The sequence below is a fragment of the Paenibacillus wenxiniae genome, from assembly GCF_039822605.1.
In the GTDB taxonomy this organism is placed as follows: domain Bacteria; phylum Bacillota; class Bacilli; order Paenibacillales; family Paenibacillaceae; genus Saccharibacillus; species Saccharibacillus wenxiniae.
In genome coordinates, this window is record NZ_JBCGUH010000001.1 from 56,075 (window position 1) to 81,506 (window position 25,432).

Below are 25,432 nucleotides of genomic sequence, written 5' to 3' on the forward strand. Positions count from 1 at the left end.
TCCTACTTCTATTCCTATACACCCGCATACTCAAAAAAACCATTTAAGCAAATGGATATTCCGATTGTCGAACAGCTTCTGTCGGACAACCGTCTACAGCATCCCACAAATCCAATTCCATATCCAAAGGGATACGTGTAATCCCGCGATTTCCATCGCCCCCATACACCGCTTCAGCATAGCCGCCTTCATCCGGCTGAAAAACTGCTGGCAATATAGCCATACAAGCTCCACAGGCAATACATCGTTCTTTCTCAATGCGTGTATACTGTTTCACTGGCGTTGCTCCTTTATAATAGAAGTGTATAGCTTATAGCGTGCTGAATATTGAGTTATTCTTTTCAAGTTATGCTGCCTTACTTAAAATGTACGCCGCCGCAATTCGTAGAAATATTGCACCGCTGGATGCTTGAGCTTAACGGTATCACTCATATTTTGCAAACGCTTCTTCCCCACACGGCGATCCACCAATGCGAGGATATTCAGCATAATATCCGGACTATCCAAACTTTCTTCAATTGGACGTGCTAGAAAGCGGTTAGCGACGGTATCGAAATTCGACTTACTGAGTGCTGTCTGTGCAGCTAAAATATCTTTGGCACACTCGGACAATTTGCGATTGCGAGCGATGACCTGTAAGCGCTCCTCTGGAATATTGCTATTACCACCTTCTCGAACAGCTTCAATGTCTGCTGCTGTCAGTGGAACATCGATATTCGGATTGTTTTTAATCTCCTGTTCTGTCTGATACCAGCGAATCGGTGTCGTCGTATCTTTCATATTTAGAATATTTTTCTTATCTACCGTAATATAACAGTTGCCTGATTTGTCAGGTGCATAGCGATAGCTTGTTGCCCGATATTCTACTTTTCCCTGTAGGGCAGGGGCAAGAAAGCTCTCTAAATTTTGCTTTAATTTACTCCAGGACATAAATCCTCCTATTTTCCGAACCCAGCACGATCTTTATCGTATGGGGATATATTTTAAAGTGTATAGGACCAGACTGTTCATGCAACGTCAAGCTGCCCATGCATCACCAGACAGTTCACGCAACAAAATAAAGACTGGTCGCTGCTATGCCTTCTCTTTAGATTATCATGGATACTGCGAGGAATATATAGCAAAGCCACCGAACGTGGTACATTCGGTGGCTTTGCAGGTAGGAAACCTGTTCGAACTGTAGACTCGATGAATACGATCACTCGGGCACATCTATCATAGGATTACATGCCTAGCACAAGCTGGATCGCTTTGACGATCATCATCAGCACAGCGATAAGCAGATACACACGCAGTGTGATCATACCGATTTTGCGTGTTTTGGACCATACTGGTTTGGACAGCTGTTGCAGTGGTGGCATCCGCCACATGCGTGGATCGATTTCGAGCTGATCTGCTGGTGTTGCAACTATATTTTTTCCACCTTTTTGCCGAATTAATATAACGATGCTCACCAGTAATCCAGCTGCAAAGACAGCCAGCAGTACGTCAATAAATGCATGGATATTCATAGTTGGAAACAGCGTTTGTGCTGCCAGAATAAAGGACAGCATCACGAGCACACCGACGATTAAGCTACTCACGATATTGAGCCACCGTTTATTCACCCACGGACCGAGCACTTCTTTATCATTACAGAGTAACAGCAGGAACACCGTTGCACTAGGCAGCAGAATACCGGCAAGCGCCTGTACTGCGGTCGTAATCACACCGAGTGGTGCATGTGGAATGAGCACAATCGCACCCGCTACGAGCACAAGCAGCGCATAGCTAATATAAAAGCCCGGTGCATCTGACACTTTACGATGCAAAGAATGCTTAATGCCAAACGTATCACCGATCGCATACGAAGTGGACAGTGTCACTGCTGCCGCTCCAATAAGCGAAGCATTTAATAAAATAATCGCAAAGCTGACACCGGCAAAGGAACCGAGTGTTGTATGCAGTCCCTTCGCAACCGCACCTCCATCAACAAACGCACCTGCCAGATGAGTACCATGAAAGGCAAAGCCAGTCGCAATGATGAGCGCCGCCGCCCCGATAATGACAACAAAGGAACCGATCACAGTATCTGCACGTTCATACGCCATCCAGCGCGGAGTCAGACGTTTGTCGATCACATTCGATTGCTGAAAGAAAAGCTGCCAGGGTGCAACTGTAGTGCCAACCATGCTAATGATCAGCAGCATCATATTGGAATCAAAATGCGCACCTACACCTGGCACGAGAAAATTATGAATAACCGTACCTGCTACCGGATGGCTCATAATAGCCAGTGGAATAGCGAGAAAATTCACCGCCACGAACAAATACATCACCGTTTCCCAGCGGCGGAAGCTGCCAGTGAGTGTGGAAGCAATGAGCAGCACAGCGGCGACTGGAACTGAAATATAGGGGCTAATGCCAAAATACGACATCGCCAGATCGACGCCGATAAATTCAGTCACCAGCGTCAAAAAGTTAACAAACAGCAGATCTCCTACCGAAAAGGCACCCCAGAAACGACCAAACCGTTCAAAGATCAGCTTAGCATGACCGACGCCGGTAACCAGACCGAGGCGCACGACCATTTCCTGATTTACAATGAGCACTGGAATGAGCAATAGCAATACCCACAGCAGATGTGTTCCATAATTTTGACCTGCCTGTGCATAAGTGGCTACACCACCAGCATCATTGTCACCGACCATTACGATAAGGCCAGGTCCCATAATGACGAGCAATGTGCGAAGATGAGCGAGCCATGATTTGCGTGGAGCGGTATCATTTTGTTGAACGGTGCCAAATGCACCACGAATATCCCCTACATGAGCTTGATCGAGTACGGCTGATGACAGGTTGCGAGCTTGGTTTTGCATGTCAAAGTACCTCCTTGATTGATCCGATATTTAATGAAATGGCAAACTGAACACAATGTTAAACGACACGATCGACCCGGCATACTAGAACCATCTCCCACACCTGTCACCTCCTTTGATATCATCATACGTTACGCTGTTCATTGACCTGAAAATCTGTGATTACGACTAAAGATGCAAAAATCCCCCTGCAAAGCGCACAGGGGGATGAAACATGCTAAAAAAGCATGCTAATGAACGATCATTTCCCCTGGTTGAGCTTCGGCACTGTACAACGTAGAGTACATTTACTCAGCTACCTTAAGTAGAGCCTTAATCCGGCAATACCTGTTCTACCCATTGGCATCTTTCGATGTTTCCGGGCAGTAGCCTGTGTTTGTATAGGAGCCTCGCCTAACGAGAAATATTATATTATTTTCATATCCAACGTAAGTCTACTCGCGTGTTGGTCAGTTGTCAACTGCTTTTTTTTATAAAAAAGGACAGCTATACTGTCCCTTTTTTATTCATGGATAAACCGTTATTTTATGCTAAAATTGCTATTTTGGAACAGCTTGTATGATGACAAATAATCGTAATTAGGCACAGTTTCATTTGCGTGCATCTAACACAAACATCGTCGCATCCAAATTCATAAACAGTCGCTCGCCCGCATAAAATGTATAGGATTGCACATCGGTATAACCAATCTCCTTCATCTGTGCTGCCAAATCCGTCTGTACAAAACCCGGATGAACAAACTCCGAATGCACGCCATTATGATGATCAAAATCAACGATAATGACATGTCCACCTTCATTTAACATAAGATATAAACGCGATAAAATAAATTCCACATCGGCAATATGAAGTAGCACTTGAGACATAAAAATATAGTCCGCTGACAGCTCATCCAGTCGATCCTGCTCCAGATCAAAACATAATGTACTCGCATTGTGGACGCCTATATTCTTAATTTTCTGATCCACTGCATGAATCATATTGGACGACGAATCTATAAACAGAACCGAGCGAAAATCATCAAGCAGCTCCATGCCAACTAATCCTGTACCACAGCCAAAATCAATAGCATGCTTATTGCCTGCATCGTGTACATAGTGACGAATCGCCGCAGCCGCTTTGACCGCAACTTCGATTCGAGTTGGACTATCGTACTTGAATGCCATTTGCTCAAACTTATCTGTATTGCCCATAGGTTCCCCCCTTTATATAACTATAGTGAATTGATTACGTATAAGTATAACTGTTTGTCGTACTGAATCCCTTATCACATTATCGGTGATCCGTACCATATTGAACCCTTAATCTTCCCAAACCTCCATCCACTTTAAACAAAATACTTTCATGTCTCCATGTGCTCTGGTCGCCTGGAATCCGATCTTCGAATTGAATAGTTTGACTCCATTCAGATGATGTCTTACTCATCGTCTCATCTCCCGTTTCTTAATCCTATATGATCGAGTATCTATATCATCCAATAAAGAACTTTCCTATGTAGAACCATTTATATTAGAAAAACTCATACAGCCCTTTTTGAAAATAATCATAGTCTTGATCTGAAATCATGCGCTCGCCATACCCTGCAAAAAAAGCTTCATATCCCTGCTCCGCTTGCGGCAACTCAGCGATCGACTCGATTGCTAAAGCGATATCATAACGTGGATCGCCCCAGGCGCCACCGCTCCAATCGATCATTCCAGTGATCTGTCCCTGATCAATAAGCACATTATCCATTGTACAATCACCGTGAATTAACGTTTGCTGTACATCGGTCGGTCGATTTTGCTGTAAATGCTGTAATAATGCAGCTGAACCGTCGACTTCATAGTGTGTTAAATTGTATTGCGCCTGCTCTAAGATGTGATCTAACCATTTTTTGTCCGTTTGCAATTCAGCCGGACAGGGGGTATCGTGCAACTGACGTAGGCTTCGTCCGAAGACAAACAATATCTCGTTCTGTTTAGCTGGATTATGCTCACCGGTTAGCGCATGATATACCGTATCTCCTTCGATAGCCTCCATGAGAAGCCATGCTTGCAGTCCTTCATCCTGATCCTGACATTGCAAAAAATGATACACTTCTGGAACACGCAGCTGCGTGGTGGAAGCATTCCCGTTTATAGTGGCAAGACAACCAAGCACGTAAGCTTCCTGCTTTAGCCATGCTGCATATTGCTCGCCGATTGATTTTTTTAAAACAGATCGTCCTTTGTCTGTATGCAAAATGGCGACCTGAGATGTGCAGCCCTGTTCAGGAAAAGTCATCGTATGTATTGTACCTAGTTGCTCGCTAATGCTCTGCGGAATAGACGGTTTGGTCATCGGCTTCATCGGTTACGTCCTCCTATTTTAGCGAATAAGGGAAAGCTTTAGTGTGTATGTACGCCATAGCTTTATTTTCACAGAAACGAGCAGTAATGAAGGCAGCAAAACAATACCGATATACATCAATAGAATAAATGGTACATTCCCTCTAATATGAGCTGCTGATTGTGCTGTTTCTGTATACAACCAGACAGGAGCAGCGATGATCCACAGTAAAATGGAAGAAATTAGCACGGATCTAATAGTAGGCCATATCAGGCAAAAAAGAAGCATCACGATTGCCGGAATCCACCATGAAGCGATCACTACCCTATTCGTAAATACAATATAGGCAGCAACAGGATACAATATGATGATCAGTAACTCGAACCACTTTATACCATATCGTTTCATATGTTCCCCTCTTTTCATTCGCGATCATAAGATGAACTATATATTGAACTCGATGCAAAAGAATATTGAAAAAGCAGGCGCGTTAATTAAACACGTACCCAACCACGAAATCCACGCGCAGCATAATACGATTCTGCTCCATTATGGTACACGAACACCGTATCATATCGACGATCTCCAAAAAGCGCGCCGCCAAGCTTGCGGATACGTTCAGGCGTGTGGATCCAGCTGGACGATTTCAGATCGAAATTCCCAAGTTGCTGTAACTCTCGATATTGCTCTTCCGTTAGCACAGTAATGCCCATCTCTGTAGCGATCGTCCCTACATCACTGGCAGGCTTGTTTTCTTTTCTCGATTCCCATGCAGCGCGATCATAGCATAGACTTCTGCGTCCCTTCGGACTTTCGGCAGCACAATCGCAAAATATGTACTCTCCGGTTTCAGCATCATACCCGATGGCATCCGGCTCACCACCTGTGCGCTCCATTTCATATAATGACCATAGCTTTGCTTCGTAAGCTTCCAATCGAGCTTGGACATCGCCCCACTTTAGTTCCTCATGGCGCTGCATATGCTGACTAAAACGAGCTTGCAAAATATGTAATAGTTCACTGCGTTGTTCTGGAGATAATCGTTTGGTCATGTTCGTGCCTCCTCCAAATAGTGATAAAATGATCATACTTGGGACGATATTACTTAGGGCGATATTGCGGTATAGCGATGTAGAACTATACATACGCATATTATTGTGGCTGGATACAAAGCTATGTATCCTATACTAGCTATATTTTATTTTACAATATATTCAAGTGTATAATCATCTAAAACAACATCAGGTATAGTACAGAAAATGAAAAAAATTGATCCGTTATACTAACCAGCAAAAGCTCTATCGAAAGCATTAACGCTATACATACGAACGAATGGAGGAATAAACGATGTTTTATGACCAGACTCCGTTTGATATCAAACTGGAATGGGGACAACGAGGTGCACGAGCTGCTGCTGAGCGCGGCGATATAGTGATTATCGTAGACGTGCTTAGCTTCTCTTCGACCGTAGTCACGGCTGTACAATATGGAGCGCACATTTATCCGTATCCGCCTCCGATCAATGAACAGGCTAAAGCTTATGCGCAATCTATCGATGCAGAGATCGTCTGGGGACGGGCCGAATCGCTCAAGTATGGCGGTCATTCCCTGTCACCAATCACCTTTACAGCAGCAGATAAGAATAAGCGTTTTGTCATGTGTTCGCTTAACGGTGCAGCTTGCACATGGATCGCAGCCGATGCTCAGGCGCTGTTGATTGGTTGTACGCTCAATGCAACGGCTGTTGCCGAAGCTGCCAATCGATTGCGCGTCACATCCGGTTGTGCTATTACTGTTGTACCCTGCGGCGAGAAATGGCCCGATGCTATGGAAAATGAAAATACACTCCGTCCCAGTATCGAGGATGCTCTGGGCGCCGGTATGATTCTTTCCCGATTAAAGGGTTCGATTTCTCCTGAAGCCGAAGTATGCAAGGGCGCATACCAATATGTCAAAGACAGCGTCCAGCAGCTCATATGGGATTCCGCCAGTGGACGTGAATTACGTGAGCGCGGACACGAGCAGGATGTTATACATTGCTCGCAGCTCAATCAGATGAACATAGTGCCTGTGCTGCGGGATAACAGGTTTGTGCAGCTGGATATATAAAAAAAGAGGGGCATCTGTCCCCTCCTGTCGGTAAAATAGAGAGCTGTACGTTCGTATGATGAAAAGAGTTACCTATTCATATCAGAAATACGAATGACGCTCACATCGTTAGTGCATTGAAGTCGTCATTCCTTCTTATTTCTTACCCTCTGTTCTGTGCTATCTACACCTGTAAGAGTTTTCGTACACGCCCTAGCTCATCTTTTTAGTGCTCTATCTAGTACTCTATCGCAGATTCGAAGCCAGTATGATCATATCCTCTGCCATCATATACCGTTTTCATTGTCATTTTAGCTTTTTAGCTTTTTAGTGTTCATTTCAGCTTCTCAGTTTAACAATTACGTGTATATCTAATTAATCCTCAGTTCATTCTTTACGATTCTCAACATACGATTAGCCCCTTTTTGAAACTCATACGGAACCGTCACTTCCTCAGTCTGGTAACCGACACTTTCAATCCATTCGATTAGTTGATCCAGATGCTGGTATCGTCGGCACGACAGATCGACCAGTGGGAAAATACGTATTTCCTGCTTCGTCACACGTAATAATTCCTGTATCGTGCGCAGATGAAAATCAATATCCAAACGATCACCATACATAAATAGAAAATGAGCCGACAACGTCAGATCAAAGGCGTCAGCCTGAAACGGCAATTGTGGTAACGTAGCCGGAATATAACGCTCTGGACATTGCCTCATATGCTCAGCCCAATCGGCCAATGCCTGTGATCGATGCTGCTTCAATCCAGCGACAGACTGAAAATAATCCCATACATAATTGGACTGTACTTTTTCCATATGCAGCATCGTATGTTCAATATCGGCAAGCCCCTTTTCCGCCAGCTGATCAAACGGATAGTAATACGCTATATCGGTTGCCGTCACGTCCGCCCCTAATGTGCTGGCGACCGCTGTAAACGAACATGCACCTGCCGGACAATCCAATATGCGGCGCCCGATCAGCTCCTGCTCTGTCAGATTGAACATGGACAGGTATTCTTGAAACGTTCTCCCAATAAATACAATCCGGCTTAAATCCAAACTCATCTCTTCTCTACTCATCTTCGCTCATCTCACCTTTCTGTGCTCTGCTCGTTGGGAATAGTTTGCAGTATGGCTTGTTCATAAAGTATGCCGACTGTCGACTAGGCTTTATTGTCCATCGATAGGAATTAACATTCGCGATGGATAAGTCTTATTGTACATGCTCCGGGTGGAATTGTTCAAACTGATCTGGATGGATGTATTACGCTAACGTATCAGGGAGAGCAATTGTTCGCCACGTTTGATAGATGTGGATAGATGTTGTTGAAGCAAAGTTTCTTGCTCATTCCCTATCAGCTCTATCGTCCTAGAGATAAAGTTCCAGTTCAGGCAGCCTGTCAACCAGATTAGTGAAGGCAGTCTCTGCCAGTCTACCGATGTGAGTATTTTATCTGCACCGTATCCTTGTAATAGCGCTTCAGTCAAAACTGGTGACATTTGATGAGATATTACTCCCTCTGTTCTGGAATACCATTTGATCAACCATGCTAATGCTTCTAATCGATCTGTATACGTAATAGACTCAAAGTCGACCAGACCGATAACCTGTTGATCTGAATTCCAAAGCACATTTAATGGATTTAAATCAGACTGAACAATAAAGTTAAAGGAATCAGCTTTAGCACATTGAAGATGATACTCGACTTGTTTAAAATAGCTCCTTAACAACTCTTTCGTGGACAGCATTAGCGTAGCCATCTCAACTGGGGTATGTAGCAAATGATAAAATTGATCATATCCTTGAAGATGCGACGATTGCGAGAAGATGGTAGATTCGAACTGAGCAGAAACCCTATGGATGTTTCGCGCAAACTCACCGAATGTATAGGCGATTCGTTCTGTACCGTGAGTAATATGTTCACCTTCTAGCCACTCAAATAGTATAAATCTCCACTCTTGATCAGCAAAATGAAATCGGATAAATGGCTCACCATATTGAGTTTCTATATGCTTCATAAATGGAATGCCAGCATCCACCAGATAACTGCAAAATCGAATCTGCTCGTGTACAATTTCATCCGACAATCCAATAAACACATCTGTTTCATAACGCTTGTTGCCAATTAATCGTGCCGAATACGACTGATGATTGATACGAATTTGGAAATGTATATCCCCATGTTGATTATATGATTGAAGCTCTTGCTCAATCGTTAAGCTGTTCGCGTTTAATCCATACAAATATATAGCTCTCTGGAGCAATAACGTTTTATCTATCTTCATATGATGGATCACCCCTAACATCAAACAAGACCCATCACATCGATAATATGACAGATCTTGCTTCTGCTTGATTTTTTTGAGAATAAGAAAACTGGCTGATTTCAGCATCACTCAAATTAGCTATAGAACGATAACTGTTCAAAAAAGCTTGTGCTTGAGGATGATTCACATCGATCGGCTCACCGAGAAAATCGTCCCATGCTGTTACGAGATATCGCATGCACCCCCATGATACATCGCATTATCAAAATCAATAATCTGAGACGATCGCTTTTTCATCTCATAAAACATATAGTTCAATTAAAAATTATTACGATTGGCAAAACATACGAATATCATCCAATGCCGATTCCGCATGACCTCGGACAAAAGCACTCTCATCATATAACGCCTTATTAAGGATCGGCATAACTAACGCCTGATCAATCATTCCATGAATTCTGGCAATATGTCCAAAGCATAAAATCGCGATCCCTCTAATATTTTCATCAGGATGCTCGCTATATCGAATCATTCGCTCTTGTGCAAACTCCCAATCGTTAGCCTGGTAGGCAAGAGCGAGCAAGCCGTTCACTTGAGTATCCCGGTCTTCGGAGTTGATTAACTTCAATGAATCTATATTCTTTTCTATATTATTACTGTAACGTTCTGTACGTTCATGTACGATATCATGCAAGATATGCTCTACATTCACAATCTGTTGCCATAATGTAGACTTCACACCATCGGAAGCGGTTTTCAGTTGCTCAAATGCTTCAATAATAGCTTTTTTGGCTTTAAGCTCCTGATCAGTCTGTCGTAGCGTATTTGCTCCTTCCCGATACATCGTTAGAAATTTTTTGAAATTCGCTCTAGCTTCAGTCAGCGAATAATGTCCATTCGGCCCTCCCCGAACTTGATCAGCATCAGGATCATCCTGTCGATCATCTTGCCAGTCACACAAATAGCAAATATCGTATGCACCACGTTCATCTAAAGTAAGATATCCGCAACAAGGACATGTATATCGATTCATTTTAGTATGTATACTCCTAACTTATGCGATTTTAAATCAATCATAAACCTGATTATTGTCAGCTCATTGATCAACTCAAATTCATAATCTAATCCATTTTACGAAAAACACACTCAAACCACATCATGAATTTCTCCCATACTATATGCCATTCCAATTTACATGCACCGCAGTCAATATCATAAATTCCAATACCTTAACAAAATAAAGTAATACTCTAACGAACAGCCTACTTATAAACAATCAAGCGGTCTTTTGCTTAACTTTTTAAATGCGGATAGATTCTGCTGGGAATTCATAACATTCAATATGGCTTCAGCACATTGTGTTGGATTCAACTGCTCTGTATTGACTTCAATATCATATTCGTCAAAGCTATATACATGATCAAATTGCTCGTTCGCCAGTCCAATTCTGCGATCGCCTCTTACCTGCTCTCTTCTCTTTAATTCTTCTCTGGAGCAGATCACGCCTACCAACAAAGTGGGCAAATCCGCAAATGCATCCAGACAGTCATTAAACCATTTATCGTTTTCCATGACAGTATCTACAATAACGTGCAATCCCATTTCCGAGAACAATCGAACTGTTGCATAAAGCATAGAGACAATTGGATCAAAAATAATGTCCCCAACAACCGAATCATCCACGTGTCGCACAGGCTCCATATCCGGGAATTTGTTATCGATAAATTCATTGTAATTATGAAAAAAATCATCTACAGACAGATGATGAAACAAAACCTCCTTCTGCTTCATCATCTCCATCGCAATACTCGTTTTCCCTGCACTCGAAGTACCGTTCAATAACACAACTATTCCTTTTTCCAAAAGAATCATCCTTATACGCGAGAATTATGTACGTTTATCAAACTTGTTTCAACAAACCTAAACAATGCTTACTGTAGCGACATCTTTACCTGCCCAAAGTTTAAACGTATAGCCACTTTTCAGTAGATGCCATGGGGCTTCATCAACTAAAAAGCCAACGTCTGCATAAGCACGCCATGTATTATCGATATAGGCGGTGATCCTTACAGGGACTGTCCATGTATTACCGATGATGTGCTTATCTACAATGGTTCCATCGATCATCACAAGATCGCGTAGCCACGTATGTAATGGATAACCGACAGGATTTTTATACCATTCAATGATGGCTTTGCAGTGTCTTTGTTCCATGATGCACCTCTTTTTTCAATCATACTCTAATCGAAATGGTATGGAGAAAAATAACAATTTCACGTGACTACGATGTACTATACACGCACTTCACTTTCGTTCAACATAGGATCACTTTTGAATATACAGTTAGTATATAAGGAGTTTCTGCTTCATACTCGTTAAGGCTAGATGGGTCTGCTTCCAAAATAGTACACTGATTTAACTGTAATTCCTGATGATATAAATTCATTACGCTAGCCAAGCTATTCACCTTATTTAATGCACATTTAAATGGCAGTTCCAACTCCTTATAGAAAGAAACGACGGACAACCGGAGTGCCGGTATCTGATAATCTCCCCACACGTAAAATACAAATGATTTCGCTTTAAAATAAGTGCTCAAATAGACTGACCACGAATGTTCGATAAAAGTAAAAATCTGTTCTAGCTCATCCACCGACAATTTATTGTTCTCAATCCATTTGTTTAGCTTTTGAATCGTGTACATATTATAGTTAGCTTCTGCATGATATTTACCGCCATCATTAGAAAATAACAAATTAGGTCGTCCTGCAATCTCTATGATCTGGTTGTACGCCTTGACATCGATACTCCTCAAAAAATCAATCATTTTAACCTCTTTCTATTATTAATTATTTAACATCTATACTTCACACTTACAATTCAAGGCACTTCATCATGTTCATAGAGGGTCACTCTATATTCTCATGGATCGTATCAGCAAGAGTTTTAATTTCTAAAGGTTCATTCGGTCGAACTCTACAATATGTACAGGATGCATCTCCACATGGAGCAGATAACCATTTGTTACAATACGGACAGAACTCGTTATCATATTGGTCGTAATAAATAATGACACTGCCGCAGTCTTCACAATACTGATTTGGAACAACTACGCCACCAATCCGAAAATAGCGATCAATAATGATTTGTCGTTTTTTATCGTCAATTTTGATTTTCACAGACTCACCTTTCATCTCCTAACTATCCATAGTTACAAACAACGTAATAGTTTCATAAGCACAGTTAGTTACTAGAAACAACACGAATACTTGATCACCATTCAGCAAACAACCGTGCAAAAGATAAACGACAATCCCCTAGACAGGAAACATTCAAAAGTAACTTCTATATTCCACAATGATATAAATAACATTCACCCTCAGCCAATCGATCGGCAAATGAAATAATTTTTTCGAATTGCTTAGCGATTTCGTCTCGATTATAAACTAATTTTTCATAATGACCGGATTGTTCTTCTCCCTCAATCATAATATATCCTCCTTTAAGCTCTAATACGGCTGGTGAGTTCAGAAATAAATCCCTCCAGGAGGAAAATACACTTTTTAAGTTTCCAGCAGAAACCTCGTCAAAAAGAGTCAAACCATAATAGTTAATCCCTGTACTAGCTGGGATGCCCATTAGAGCTGGATTGCGACTCGGAATCCATTTTAAAGTATCCATAATATACAGAATGATATCATCATGTATGATTACACGATCTATAATTTGGGAATTGCTTTCTTTATTCCTCCAGATCTTCCAAAATCGTTCTACATCGATTGTACGGGAAAAGAGATAAAACTCATGTTCTCGTGCCATTCAACTCCTCCTCATATTTTAAAATTTCACGTTCACCTTTCACGTAACTGCTATGTGTCAGATGTACAATCTATCATTTTTTTACGCATCCCAATTTCGTTTCTGCAATCATTCACATCATGCTAGGTATAGTCAATGTGCTTCATTTCTTTGGTAAATGCTCCAAGCTTATCATAAAATTCTGTTTTTGTTGTATTTAAATGCTTTATTTTAAAAATATATGAGGTGAAGTCCATACATCGAAAACAACGTAGACAGAATCATTCCAAAAATCAACTACGACAGGATGAATACTGTTTTACTCGAAACATAAAAAAGAGGGGCATCGAAGCCCCTCTTTACTATGTTTTCAGGTACATTTTGTTCCGGTATACCCTATTCAAATCTATTCGATTTAAGCATTTTTCCTCACCAACAACGTCACAGCCTCCACATGACTAGTTTGCGGGAACATATCAACCGGCTGTACCCACTGAATTTCATACCCACCATCCAGCAGCACTTTACAATCCTTCGCCAGCGTCGACGGATTACAGGACACATATACCATTCGCTCTGGCTTCGTTTTCAGCACTGTATTCAAAAATTCCTGCTCTAACCCTGTACGTGGCGGATCAGCGATAATCACATCCGGGCTTATGCCTTTTTTCACCCAGCGTGGCAATAGCTCCTCTGCTTTGCCTACATGGAAACTTGCATTGTTGCGTCCATTACGCGCTGCATTACGCGTTGCATCTTCCGCCGCTTCAGCGATCGTCTCAATGCCATGTACTTCCTTCGCATAAGGTGCGAGCCAGAGACCGATCGTTCCGGTTCCGCAATAAGCGTCAATTACGGTTTCCTTGCCCGTCAATGCAGCCGCAGCACGAACCGATTCATACAGTTTAATCGTCTGCTGTGGATTCAGCTGGAAAAATGCTCTTGGCGAAAGCGCAAATTCCAGATCGCCGAGTGATTCGACCATTGCCTCTTTGCCCCACAATGTTGTCGTGTGCTCGCCGAAAATGAGCGATGTGCGCTTCGTATTGATATTCATCGCGATACCTGTCAGGTCTGGCAACGCAGTGCGCAGGCGTTCGATCAGTTCTTCCTGGTGTGGAAGCTGACTGGATGTGGTGATGAGCGTAACTTGTAATTCGGTCGATTGGAAGCCGTAGCGTACAACGACGGTTTTTACACCATCCCGATTTTCCTTATCGGTGTAGAGCGGGATGTTCAGCTCCTGTAATATAGTTTTGACTGTTTCGATCGTGCTATTCACCTGTGGATGCTGAATGGGACAGCCGCTAATATCGACGATCCGATGGCTGTTCATCTCGTACAGCCCGGCAATGACATCGCCGTTTCCTCCGCGATCCAGTTGCAATTGTGCTTTATTCCGATAGGCCCACGGATGCTCCATCCCTAGCATGGGTTTGATTTTCACGACATCCAGCTCGGTATAACGTGCAAATGCTTCGCGTACGATATCCGTTTTTGCCTGTAGCTGTCCTTCGTAGGAAATATGCTGAATCTGGCAACCGCCGCACACGTCAAATACCGGACAGGGCGGCTTGATACGCTGTGGAGATTTCTTTTCAAGCTGACGTATCGTTGCTTTAATAAATTTGTGCTGGACTTCGGTCACATTTGCTTTAATCACTTCATTCGGCAATGCGCCATCGATAAAAACCGCTTTGCGGCGATAGTAGCCTACACCTTCTCCATTAATCCCTAAGCGCTTAATCGTTACGATAATCGGGTCGCCGACTTGCAATTCTTCAGCGTTATCGCGTACAGGAGCAGACTTGGCCGGGCGCTTGGATGACGAGGATTGGCGTGTTTTGTAGTTGTTGGACTTACCGGCATGATTTGACTTACCAGTAGCCGGATGTGCCGATTTGGGTTGTATCGATTTCGATTGTGCCGGTGTAAATTCAGGTTTATGGCGTGATGAGCCTGTTCCTGCCGATGTAGGACGGGAATTGCCTGTCTGTGATCGCTTCGTCTCTGCTGAACGAGTCGATGAATCACCTGAATGTGATGCATGCTTCGTTTGTTTCTTTTGCTGCGTATTGGAATCCGACTTGCTCTGAGAGCTTGCGGAATGTGGATGAGCTGAATGTTCTGCACGCGCACCGGATGTTGCAGCACGATTGTGCGCACGCGATGCCGCTTGATCCGGTCGTGATTTACGGCTTGAATTATAGCTCCCCGAATTGGAGCTGGATTTATCGGTCATAATATAGTCTCCGTTTTCCTTGATTTGTAGTCGTGTCCCATCTTACCACAAACAGCGTGCAGGGTTAACCGTATTTTAATGGAGGTATATCGTTACCAGGGTATTATTACCGTCATTTCATAGTGTGCAGGCAAAATCGTGTACGTGTAAACAGCTCTGCACTGGAAAAGGGAAATAAGTTGAATAGACAACTATAGTATTAACGATCTTCTACTACGGAGTACTGTGAAAAAGAATTTTTGCAGAGAAAAATCTTATCTCTTCTAGTGTTAGCGATCTTCTAACACGGGGTGCAATAAAAAAATGATTTTTGCACAGCAAAATATCTTACCTCTTCTAGTGTTAACGATCTCCTAACACGGGGTTCAATGAAAAAATGATTTTTGCCAAGCAAAATATCTTACCTCTTCCAGTGTTAGCGATCTCCTCACACGTAGTTCAATAAAAAAATGATTTTGTAGAGCAAACTATCTTATTTCCTACGAGCACGTGAATCTACCACGATCTGCTACTCCATAGATTTCTGTGCGAGGTCAGCATCTGTACGCTCATTCCTTACCAAAGTGGTATCTAGCCCAGCACAAACAGGTTGCGTACATGCCCAAGTTGATCATCACATCATTAATCCTATCTATATAAAATAAAAAAAACAGCATGTTACAGACAAGATCAGTCTGTAAAACATACTGCTTTGTATCATACTCTATGCATTGAATGATTAACCTGCTTTTATGCTGTTACATTCGGTCAGTTAACCATCCAGCTACAGCTTAAATAAAGGCTCTTCATAGGCTTGATACGAATAAATAAACGGTCGTAACGTATAGTTGACGACCAACTGCACCGCCACCGCAATAAGTACACCTACAATAGCGAGCGTTCCACCAGCCCACAGGCATATCGTCAGAATCAGTAAACCGATCACCAGTGATATACAGGAAACGATGGCACGCGAGCCTCTGGTAGGATAAAGTTCTGCATAACATGCTGGACAAAAGCCATCGTCATGTGCACTTGCTTTAGCGAGTGCACGGGCTTCCTGTCTGGTAAGTGCATGCTGACAGCAAGGACAAACGGGATCATGTGCTATCATCCATTCACCTCCCACAGGTGTTTGTACCGTGTGACTTCCATAGATCATAAGCTACGAGCAGCAATCAATTCGTCGTTTCTGGATACGTAGTAATCCATTCTGTTTTTTCAGCAACTGGTGTACGCTTGCTCGTCTGATCAGTACGCTCTGGCACGCCCAAATAGATAAACCCAAGCATTTTACCTTTTTCGCTAAGACCGAAAGCTTTATTCATCTCTGCATGATAACAAGGGTCGCCACTTCTCCATACTGCTCCAAGACCGAGTTCATGAATCTCCAGCAGCATGTTTTGAATGGCTGCGAATACAGCACCATATTCTTCTAATTCAATCACTTTAGCATTATCGACTGGCTCTACAGCGACAGCAATGATGACCGGCGCACGATCCACTTTAGTGCGTGCTGAAGCTGCTTTTTCTTCATCGGCTCCTTCGGCACGTGCAACATTAGCAAGTGCATCTCCCAGCTTATAACGACCATCGCCTTCTAACACAAAAAATTTCCACGGTTCAGTCAGGCGATGATTTGGTGCCCAAATTCCCGCCTCCAAAATCTGCTTGATTTGCTCATGTGGAATGGCGTCCGGTTTTACTTTACCGATCGAGCGACGATTGCGAATCGTTTCGGATATAGACATGGATATTCCTCCTTGATAATCATTCTCAGTTAATGCCTAGTATGTATTGTACACCAATTGTGCAGAAATCTCTAATTTTAGAAATACATATACTCCTATTTTATATGGATCATAGGTCGGTTCTGTATTCACATCCATACATGTAACCGTTTACTTTAATATAAATAAGAGTATATTTCAACCATTTAACTCATTTATTTCCTTTTATTTTGTAAATATGTCCAATTAGTTACATTATTAGGTATTTTATGGGTTTGAAGGAATATATATGTTATGCTCATGTTGCTTTTAAATCTAACAAAAGGAGTCATGTATATGAAAAATCGTAGCATCGCCATTGTATCTGCTTTGACACTCACTGCCGCTCTTGTCGCACCAACAGCTTTTGCTGCTCCTGTTGCAGCTTCTGCCAATTTGGAAACTACACCTGCTGTAACTTCTCAGGTGACTGCCGCTGAAGCTTCTTACGTAATCTTTCAAGATACGATCTTCTTGCATGGTGAAATTAGTGTTACGATTACACCTGCCAAATATGCGACATTCAAAGTTAAAATTTACAATGGTGTAGGACAACTTGTATCTACTTTATCCTACAGTGGTAGCAGTCCATATACACTTGTTAAAAACGATGTTTATTTAGGTGGAAATCATACCATTGTAGTTAGTGCAGATGTAGCAAACGCTGGTCAAGTGTATACTAACCCTCATAATTAATTCGTTTCTTTACACATAATCAAAATCCCGTGTTCACAGCATAATAACTGTGAACACGGGATTTTTAATGCTATCGCTTATTTATAAACTATCGAGACCTGCCGAAATTATTGCTTTAACATCGTTTTGTAAAACCACAACCTCGCACGTATGGCTGTCATCAAAAAACACGCAGCACTTGCTCCATGCTCCTGCGACCTCTACACTGACAGGATCAATCTTGTACCGCACACGCTGAATCATCAACTCGAAATATGTTACTCTCTATCAAACCCCAAACCCGCCCTCATGTTCATATGACCAGCACACGGTAGTAAATCGTTATGTGTAAGATGTACAATTGTCACTTTACAAGGCGCAATTGTAACGGAGGAATTGAACCTCAGGATGGCCCCTCACCCTTACCGACAGTCCAACTTGACCAGTTGGCGGTTTGTGCTCGCTTCATACAATCATTACCTGCTAACAGAGAGTATCGCGTTATTTGTTAACTACATGAATGCAAGTTTGAGTTATAATAACTTTGCCATTTTAAGTGTAACATCAAGCCCTCTTTATTTTTCTATATAAGCCTCTTTTATTAAGTCTCCTCTAACAGGTCAGTACTCCAATTCAGCTCTTGCAAACGAATATCCAGCTCACGGTATTCTTTCGCCAGTTGATCTGCTTGACGTTGTAGCGCGGCAATATCTACGGTAGATACATAACGAATTTCTGTGCGTGTAAAACGATCCTGACGCACACTTGCTGTTTGAATCAGCTCGCTTAGCGCATTACGATGCTGTGCCAGTATATCCCGGTCGGCGAGTGCATCTGCAATGGTACGTTTCCCGTCAAAAGTTACCATACAATTTGTACGGTTAATACGGCGTATGAGCGAACCTTGCTGCATAAGCAGTTGTTCCAGCTCATATAGCAACTCTTCCGGCTTCTCTGGTGGTTGCTCGCCTTCCTGTACTTTAGCATTTGCACTTAATCTTGCTTTGACCTGATTGTATCGTTTCTGCACATCTGCACGCAGAATCAATGCTTCTGCCAGTCTCATAACAACACCTCATCCTATGTATATGATTAATATGTGTACTTTACCCTTTACTTTGCGTCAGTTACCTACCCCAGACGACCCATTCTCAACTTCATGTTGCTTCAAGCGACATCGTTACGTTCTGCAAAGCGTTCCTATGTATAGTATTATAAGAATAACGACAGTAGCATTGCAAATCGGCGTCGTGATTATGCTGGAAACCGCCGTGATTCGTTTGCTAAATATTCGTTTCCAAGCAACACAACATTCACGCCAGGTTCATCATTATCCTAACCGATTCGCCATACCCCATTACTCAGGAGGATTTATCTATTATGGCCAAAGAAATCGAACGCAAATACCTTCTTTCCCATCTACCGGACGATCTGGTCATTACTCGTACGCAGGAGATCGACCAGACTTATCTCGCTTCGACCGAGCATGAATCGTTGCGTGTCCGCCGCTTACTTAGCGCTGGCGAGGAAAGCTTTACGATGACACATAAAGCCGGACGCGGTATTTCGCGTGATGAGACCGAATTTGCAATCGGACATGAACTGTACGAGCAGCTAACCGAGCGACTGCAAGTTATTCCGCTTCGCAAGACACGTCATAAGGTGCAATTGGATGGTCGTAGCTATGATCTGGATATTTACCACAATACGGTGCAGCAAGGATTAATGACGATTGAGATTGAATTTGACAGTGAAGACGATTATCATGCGTATGAAGCACCTTCATGGTTTGGCGAAGATGTGACTGAGCAAGGTACCTATGTGAACAGTCAACTCTGGCAGGATATTCAGGAGCAAGCGCAACAAGGATAATGAAGATAGGTTTACTGATTATTAGCTGATCATTATATGCACGGAGAATGTTATGTAATTTTGACTGTGTATCGTTTTATATTAGATCGTTCTATTTTGAAAATATAGCAATACGCCTCTATCGATCGGTGCCCTCTTATAGACATTGATCGATGGAGGCTTATTTTATTGAACTCGGAGCGGTCGATTACGACTGGACAGGATTTATTTTAACTGCGGCGATTGAAACGTATGTTTCAACTTAGCGCTATTCATCTTTTAGACTGCTATCTTTTAGCATCTATACCTCTTTTGCACATTATCGATGTCTGTAGCATAGGATAGGGATCAAACTCGTCCATTGAACTGCTGCAAACTACGAATTTCCTCCATCACCGATTCGGGGTGGGTAAATGGGCACTCTCCCGTAAAATACCAGTCTCCCAGTATATGCAGCAGCTCATACACTTCATTATAATACTCATCTGGATACGGATTGGCACGACGGAATGCTTCATGAGAAGACCAGTTACGAATAAATTGAATAAGGAACCAGATATCCCCCGCTACTTTCCGATGAAGCACCTGCGTGCCTACTGTGGAATGAATATACGAATACATTCGGATTAATAGAGCGACCGCATGATCCGGCTCCCAGCACAGATCAACCCGTAGCTTAAGGATAAATGATTCTTCCTCCCCTTCCAATTCACGTCGAAGCGATTCAGAAGGGTCGGGTGCAAGTAATGATTCGTTATCATCTGATGCTGAGTGGTCAGATGGTTCAAATGGTGGTTGTGAAGACATAGCATACCCTCCGATCTATTTATTGATTATTGCTTTACACTATAACGAGCCAGCCGATCTATGATGACGGCAAGCCCTACACCTACTGTGTAACGAACCAGATCAACAACGAGAAAGCCATGTCCAAGCACTAGACCTCCAATCGTTGTATCACGTAGCTGACGAATCCAATCTGCCTGATACAATTGACTACACTCTATTCCATAGCAAAATAGCAATGCAGCAATAGCCGCTATCCAATAGCGCCGATACAGTAGAAGTCGCACTCCCCAGTACACCATCATCGCCCACAGCATATCTCCTGCATGAGCAGCAAACAGCGGTGGCAACATCTCAGCATACCGACGCGAGGCTAAACCAAGCCCTATCGTTACGATGATAGCGATCGCATAACCGAAACGATATTTACGAATACTGTGCTTATTAGAAGCGCTGGCAGCGTAGGTAGATATGCTTTCTGTATGATTGAGAAACATCGTATGTTCAGGCGAGCATGTAGAATGTCGCTCTGTCTTCTGTGTCGCTGTACGAGAAGCATGAGGTCGATCATGCTGCAAATGAGGTCGATCTTCCTTGTTCATGATTTGTCGGTTTCTCCTCATGAAAAGATAAACTAATGAGTATTACTATTGGCGATAAAACTCACTTTATTTACTACAAATTTGTTCATTGTATAGTGTGCTGATGGCTAAGAAGTCCGTCATTGTACGCAACCAATCATCATACCCTAACCCATTGCACCCAGTACAACGAATAATAATCTTCAAATGACTATAACTATACACCCTTTTAAGGCGATAGTGGTTTATATTCTGTAAACTATGTATATCATAATTCGGTCTTCTATTTGTTTTAGCTTGACTACGTTACGATCGATTTCCTTCTAACTAAAATAGGTATTAAAACATAGTATTCAATTAGTACCTATACTTTAAAATGTAAAATAAATTCCATCTACTTCTCCTTTCCTTACTACGTAGCTAACGTAAATGCTCTTGCGATCAATTAAACTAAGTTGCATTTACACTTGCATTCAAATTTATATGTACATTCAAACTTTTCGATTGTATTACTTTACTACTTTTTCCATTATATCAGCTTAATGAGTTAGATACGAATATGAACATCCGTCGGTTGAGTAACAAGAAAGGAGAATATATAGATTCATTATTATGAATTTTTCATATGATGAAATTTTAATTTTTATAAAAAATTATGTGTGATTATGGTTTTTGCGAACTAAACTATCTTATGAAAAGCCGAGCTGCCAAGAAAACTGTGAAGCCATACTAGCGGTATAGCTTTTACAGATTCCGTATCGTGCAGTATGAATTATCCGGTAAAATCAAATATGGAGTAGCACATCTACATGTTTTTCACATTCGTAGATGTGCTACTCCAGCATATTCAAACCATACATTCCAATCCATGAGCGTGCTTACTTCAACGCAGCCGTATCATCTTTCAACCCACTACCTGCACCCTTAATCTTTTTACCAAATTCACGAAATTTCTGTTCTACCTGCTCAAGTGTAAGCCCTCTCGTTTCCGGCAAAGACTTGATGACAAATGCCAGTGCAATTACACCGAGTGCGACGAATACATAAAAAGTCATCGATAGTCCGATACTCCCCGTCATAATCGGGAACAATAGTCCAACGGAGAAGTTTACCATCCAGCTACAAAATACACTAATCCCCATCCCAAAACCACGCAGTCGCAGTGGGAAAATTTCTGACAACATCAGCCAGGTAACAGGCGATACTGCTCCTTGCTGGAACGCTAGAAACGTAACGGTCAAGGCTAAAATCACATAAGGCAATGCTGCTGATCCGGTCAGCATATTAGAGAAAATCGCAATTAATAGTAAAGCTGTCGTTGTTCCTGCCAAACCTGTAATTAACATCGGACGGCGACCGACACGACCGACCAGCCACATGCCGAAAAAGGTTGCGGCCACTGAAATAACACCATTGGCAATATTACCAATCAATGCGGCATTCGTGCCAAAACCGGATTGACGCAAAATTTCGGTACCATAGTACATAATCGAGTTCACACCGGTAATCTGCTGTACAACACCAATTCCGATACCGATCAGGACGATACGGCGAATCCATGGTGTTGCCATATCGCGAAAGCTTGCCTGTTCCGTCTCTTCTTCTGTCTCCGTGTTTTCCTTAATCTCCTCCAGCTCGCGCGTAGCCTGCTTATTGCTACGCATACGGCGCAGCACACGCAAAGCACGTTTGTTCTCCTGATTGGCTACGAGCCAACGCGGACTTTCCGGTACACGGAACATACCGATGAATAGGAACACTGCCGGAATCGCCGCCATAATCAGCATATAACGCCAGATGTGACCGTTATGACCAAGCGTTGTACCGAGAATCGCATTAAATACAAAAGCGAGCAGCTGGCCGCTGACGATCATAAGCTCATTGCGCGTTACGATACCGCCACGCTTCTGTGCCGGCGCAATCTCTGCCAGATAGGATGGTACGGTAACCGAAGCACCACCAACGGCGAGACCGAGAATAAAGCGACATGTTACCATAAAAGGCACATTTGGCGCGAGCGCCGAACCAATGGTCGCACAAAAGAACAAAATAGACAGATAACGAATACTTTGCCGTCTGCCGATCGCATCGGATAAACGTCCGCCGGCTACCGCACCAAATGCTGCACCTAGCAGTAGTGAACTGGTGACCATCCCTTCAGTGAGCGAGTTCAAATTTAACTGGTCTGGTGCTGACATGAATGGCAGCGCACCGTTGATCACGCCTGTATCATAGCCGAACAATAAGCCCCCTAGCGTCGAGATAAGAATGACTTTACGCAAAAAAGCCCGCCGGCTCGCTTCATCATTTTGAATTGTACTCATTGCCTTCACTCCTGTCGTTATTGCAAACTTTCTTGCTTGATTAGGGTAAATCATTTATTAAGCAACATCATAGCGTTACAGATTAAAAAGGATATTATGTAATCCAGTTTTTGATCCAATACGATCCGTTTGCTAATCGATTCATGTGTATCGATTTACACCTATGTCTATTTTCATATACCCTGCTTGCTTGCCATTTAATCGCAACGATCGCTAGTGCGACTGTCAGCCGAAGTATATCCAGTCTGATGCAATGCCAAAAAGCCGCCTATTATGCGCAACGCATGCAGACGGCTTCGTGATCCAATATAAGATACAAGCATATGAAAGACAGACAATCATTCGAGAAGACACACAACTAACTATTCCATCTGAAACAAAGTGACGAGCTTTGACCTTATACACGTCTATATTCAACATTAGCTGTAAGATATTTTGCTTTGCAAAAATCCCTTTTCATTGCACCTCGTGTTAGAAAATCGCTAACACTAGAAATGTACAAATCGCATCTGAAATGGAGATTTTTTTCAACCCAATAACCTTACGAATATTTTGGTGAATAGCGTTTGTGTTATACATGTGTACTATATAATAGTAATTCCATATCATACTTATTCTGTCCGTATCGTACTTATTGTGTTCATAGTCATTTTTGGCGAATATTTATTGTATCTCGATGAGTACTACAGATGAGTACTCCATCTGAATAGTTAATGCTCTTCATTCTCAAAATGATTGCTGGACTTCCTCAGTGTACAGGTGATAACGCATACAATAAACAACACTAATTCAAGGCGCTACTCTATCTTTAAATGCTACGCTATCTTTATGCGTTATCTTTCAATGATGGGGCGGCAATCACTAATAATCTGGATCATTTTAATAATCTGCAATTTGCAATTCACAGACGAGATCATCGGTAATCCGTAATCGGTAATTCATCTGTAATCCATAATCACAACCGGGATCACTTATCATCTCAACCAATCCTTATAAACGGAAGCGTCCCATCACGATGGTATTGTAATAATTACCGTCTGTCAGTAGACGATCGCGCTTAAGTACGCCTTCAATTTCGAAGCCTACTTTTTTATACATATCAATCGCTTTACTATTCGTCTCGATCACCTGTAGCGTCATTTTTTGAATGCCGGTCTCATCAGCCCAGGCTACAGAATGGTCTAACAGCTGGCGACCGATACCGTGTCCCCAGTAATCTTGAATGACACCAACGCTAAATTCAACTTTATGCGCCATCCGGCTAAGCGGACTACCTTCACAACGCGAATAACCAACAATGCGGTCATTAGCTTCTGCCACCAGCAGCAAATTCGTTGCCTTCTCGGTATCTGCTTTAATTAAAGCTTCAAACCCTTCCGGTTCCAAATACGCTTCGCCACGACGACGATCCAAATTTTCAGTCTCCCCATCAATTTGCAGGCGCACTTCTGCCAGGCTGTGAGCATCTTCCGGTTTGGCACAACGGATCGTATATTCCAATCCCTTAATATTGTAGCTTCTTGCTTCAATTCGCATATATGTAGCCTCCTCGCTGGTCATATGGTTCAGATAGATTGGTGTGCGTATCCTTTTTTCATATAAAACATGTCATAGTATGTTTATTATACCGTATAGCAGCTTATTTAATAGTATCGCTTTTTATCACTTCTGGAAACAACAGGTAAAAGTCGGCTCTACTAGCTTGCCTAATAAATACATAAGTATTCCAAAAGATTCTACTATATCATTATGTTTTGCAATACCTTATCGATTTGGTTATACTGGAACCCGCGCCTAAAAGCAATTGACTCGGCATTGGGTATACATATAAAAAGTATATTTTGAGCAAAAGCACTCATCCAACTTTGTATGTATTTGTATCATCCTGTCACATCTAC

General features: G+C 42.4%; 26 protein-coding genes and 1 riboswitch. Of the genes, 3 read left to right on the plus strand and 23 right to left on the minus strand.

Features of this window, described 5'->3' with window-relative positions:
* Positions 1–43: 43 nt before the first annotated feature.
* The 7 genes from AAHF22_RS00205 to AAHF22_RS00235 form a co-directional block, all read right to left on the minus strand.
* The gene (locus tag AAHF22_RS00205; RefSeq protein ID WP_347322956.1) at positions 44–277 is read right to left on the minus strand and encodes a ferredoxin; all 234 of its coding nucleotides are present in this window, start codon (positions 275–277) and stop codon (positions 44–46) included.
* Between the two features lie 83 nt (positions 278–360).
* Positions 361–930, minus strand: coding sequence for an SF0329 family protein (locus tag AAHF22_RS00210; RefSeq protein WP_347322957.1), 570 nt, complete (start codon positions 928–930; stop codon positions 361–363).
* Between the two features lie 293 nt (positions 931–1,223).
* Positions 1,224–2,858 carry an NRAMP family divalent metal transporter gene (locus AAHF22_RS00215; RefSeq protein ID WP_347322958.1) on the minus strand — a complete coding sequence of 545 codons (1,635 nt, stop codon included), beginning with the start codon at positions 2,856–2,858 and terminating at the stop codon, positions 1,224–1,226.
* A 240-nt stretch (positions 2,859–3,098) separates the two neighbouring features.
* A riboswitch (M-box (ykoK) riboswitch) is annotated at positions 3,099–3,266 on the minus strand.
* A 182-nt stretch (positions 3,267–3,448) separates the two neighbouring features.
* Positions 3,449–4,051: a class I SAM-dependent DNA methyltransferase gene (locus AAHF22_RS00220; protein WP_347322959.1), complete on the minus strand. Its 603-nt coding sequence runs from the start codon at positions 4,049–4,051 to the stop codon at positions 3,449–3,451.
* A gap of 79 nt (positions 4,052–4,130) precedes the next feature.
* Complete coding sequence (locus AAHF22_RS00225; protein ID WP_347322960.1) at positions 4,131–4,283, minus strand: hypothetical protein; 153 nt, start codon at positions 4,281–4,283, stop codon at positions 4,131–4,133.
* Between the two features lie 84 nt (positions 4,284–4,367).
* Positions 4,368–5,189: a phosphotransferase family protein gene (locus AAHF22_RS00230; protein WP_347322961.1), complete on the minus strand. Its 822-nt coding sequence runs from the start codon at positions 5,187–5,189 to the stop codon at positions 4,368–4,370.
* A gap of 473 nt (positions 5,190–5,662) precedes the next feature.
* Positions 5,663–6,220, minus strand: a complete 558-nt coding sequence (locus tag AAHF22_RS00235) for a DUF4256 domain-containing protein (protein WP_347322962.1) — start codon at positions 6,218–6,220, stop codon at positions 5,663–5,665.
* A gap of 295 nt (positions 6,221–6,515) precedes the next feature.
* Here AAHF22_RS00235 and AAHF22_RS00240 point away from each other — a divergent pair, with 295 nt between their 5' ends.
* Positions 6,516–7,277 (plus strand): 2-phosphosulfolactate phosphatase, encoded by a 762-nt coding sequence (locus AAHF22_RS00240; RefSeq protein WP_347322963.1) that lies wholly within the window; start codon positions 6,516–6,518, stop codon positions 7,275–7,277.
* Between the two features lie 350 nt (positions 7,278–7,627).
* On the opposite strand, the gene AAHF22_RS00245 is transcribed toward AAHF22_RS00240, so the two are convergent.
* The 11 genes from AAHF22_RS00245 to AAHF22_RS00295 form a co-directional block, all read right to left on the minus strand.
* Positions 7,628–8,341, minus strand: coding sequence for a class I SAM-dependent methyltransferase (locus AAHF22_RS00245; protein ID WP_347322964.1), 714 nt, complete (start codon positions 8,339–8,341; stop codon positions 7,628–7,630).
* Between the two features lie 189 nt (positions 8,342–8,530).
* Entirely contained in the window at positions 8,531–9,547 is a 1,017-nt protein-coding gene (locus tag AAHF22_RS00250; protein WP_347322965.1) for a phosphotransferase enzyme family protein, read from the minus strand.
* 310 nt (positions 9,548–9,857) lie between these two features.
* Positions 9,858–10,562: a CPCC family cysteine-rich protein gene (locus AAHF22_RS00255; RefSeq protein WP_347322966.1), complete on the minus strand. Its 705-nt coding sequence runs from the start codon at positions 10,560–10,562 to the stop codon at positions 9,858–9,860.
* A 233-nt stretch (positions 10,563–10,795) separates the two neighbouring features.
* Positions 10,796–11,392 carry a chloramphenicol phosphotransferase CPT family protein gene (locus AAHF22_RS00260; RefSeq protein ID WP_347322967.1) on the minus strand — a complete coding sequence of 199 codons (597 nt, stop codon included), beginning with the start codon at positions 11,390–11,392 and terminating at the stop codon, positions 10,796–10,798.
* Between the two features lie 57 nt (positions 11,393–11,449).
* The gene (locus AAHF22_RS00265; RefSeq protein WP_347322968.1) at positions 11,450–11,743 is read right to left on the minus strand and encodes a hypothetical protein; all 294 of its coding nucleotides are present in this window, start codon (positions 11,741–11,743) and stop codon (positions 11,450–11,452) included.
* A 100-nt stretch (positions 11,744–11,843) separates the two neighbouring features.
* Complete coding sequence (locus tag AAHF22_RS00270; protein WP_347322969.1) at positions 11,844–12,356, minus strand: hypothetical protein; 513 nt, start codon at positions 12,354–12,356, stop codon at positions 11,844–11,846.
* Positions 12,357–12,438: 82 nt separating this feature from the next.
* Complete coding sequence (locus AAHF22_RS00275) at positions 12,439–12,723, minus strand: hypothetical protein (RefSeq protein WP_347322970.1); 285 nt, start codon at positions 12,721–12,723, stop codon at positions 12,439–12,441.
* Between the two features lie 151 nt (positions 12,724–12,874).
* Positions 12,875–13,348, minus strand: a complete 474-nt coding sequence (locus AAHF22_RS00280) for a hypothetical protein (RefSeq protein ID WP_347322971.1) — start codon at positions 13,346–13,348, stop codon at positions 12,875–12,877.
* Between the two features lie 394 nt (positions 13,349–13,742).
* Positions 13,743–15,104, minus strand: coding sequence for a 23S rRNA (uracil(1939)-C(5))-methyltransferase RlmD (gene rlmD, locus AAHF22_RS00285; protein WP_371834004.1), 1,362 nt, complete (start codon positions 15,102–15,104; stop codon positions 13,743–13,745).
* 1,228 nt (positions 15,105–16,332) lie between these two features.
* Positions 16,333–16,662, minus strand: coding sequence for a GtrA domain-containing protein (locus AAHF22_RS00290; protein WP_347322973.1), 330 nt, complete (start codon positions 16,660–16,662; stop codon positions 16,333–16,335).
* 64 nt (positions 16,663–16,726) lie between these two features.
* The gene (locus tag AAHF22_RS00295) at positions 16,727–17,299 is read right to left on the minus strand and encodes a nitroreductase family protein (protein WP_347322974.1); all 573 of its coding nucleotides are present in this window, start codon (positions 17,297–17,299) and stop codon (positions 16,727–16,729) included.
* A gap of 315 nt (positions 17,300–17,614) precedes the next feature.
* Between AAHF22_RS00295 and AAHF22_RS00300 the strand changes: the two genes are divergently transcribed.
* A complete protein-coding gene (locus AAHF22_RS00300) occupies positions 17,615–18,013 on the plus strand; it encodes a hypothetical protein (RefSeq protein ID WP_347322975.1) in 399 nt (132 codons plus the stop codon).
* Positions 18,014–18,593: 580 nt separating this feature from the next.
* Here AAHF22_RS00300 and AAHF22_RS00305 read toward each other — a convergent pair.
* The gene (locus tag AAHF22_RS00305; protein ID WP_347322976.1) at positions 18,594–19,058 is read right to left on the minus strand and encodes a DIP1984 family protein; all 465 of its coding nucleotides are present in this window, start codon (positions 19,056–19,058) and stop codon (positions 18,594–18,596) included.
* A 314-nt stretch (positions 19,059–19,372) separates the two neighbouring features.
* Between AAHF22_RS00305 and AAHF22_RS00310 the strand changes: the two genes are divergently transcribed.
* Entirely contained in the window at positions 19,373–19,864 is a 492-nt protein-coding gene (locus AAHF22_RS00310) for a CYTH domain-containing protein (protein ID WP_347322977.1), read from the plus strand.
* Between the two features lie 327 nt (positions 19,865–20,191).
* On the opposite strand, the gene AAHF22_RS00315 is transcribed toward AAHF22_RS00310, so the two are convergent.
* The 4 genes from AAHF22_RS00315 to AAHF22_RS00330 all read right to left on the minus strand — a co-directional run bounded on the left by AAHF22_RS00315 (position 20,192) and on the right by AAHF22_RS00330 (position 25,070).
* Positions 20,192–20,650 (minus strand): hypothetical protein, encoded by a 459-nt coding sequence (locus AAHF22_RS00315; RefSeq protein WP_347322978.1) that lies wholly within the window; start codon positions 20,648–20,650, stop codon positions 20,192–20,194.
* A 26-nt stretch (positions 20,651–20,676) separates the two neighbouring features.
* On the minus strand, positions 20,677–21,231 hold the full coding sequence (locus AAHF22_RS00320; RefSeq protein WP_347322979.1) for a ribosomal maturation YjgA family protein: 555 nt from the start codon (positions 21,229–21,231) through the stop codon (positions 20,677–20,679).
* An 857-nt stretch (positions 21,232–22,088) separates the two neighbouring features.
* Complete coding sequence (locus AAHF22_RS00325; RefSeq protein ID WP_347322980.1) at positions 22,089–23,534, minus strand: sugar porter family MFS transporter; 1,446 nt, start codon at positions 23,532–23,534, stop codon at positions 22,089–22,091.
* 990 nt (positions 23,535–24,524) lie between these two features.
* The gene (locus AAHF22_RS00330) at positions 24,525–25,070 is read right to left on the minus strand and encodes a GNAT family N-acetyltransferase (RefSeq protein ID WP_347322981.1); all 546 of its coding nucleotides are present in this window, start codon (positions 25,068–25,070) and stop codon (positions 24,525–24,527) included.
* Positions 25,071–25,432: the final 362 nt, after the last annotated feature.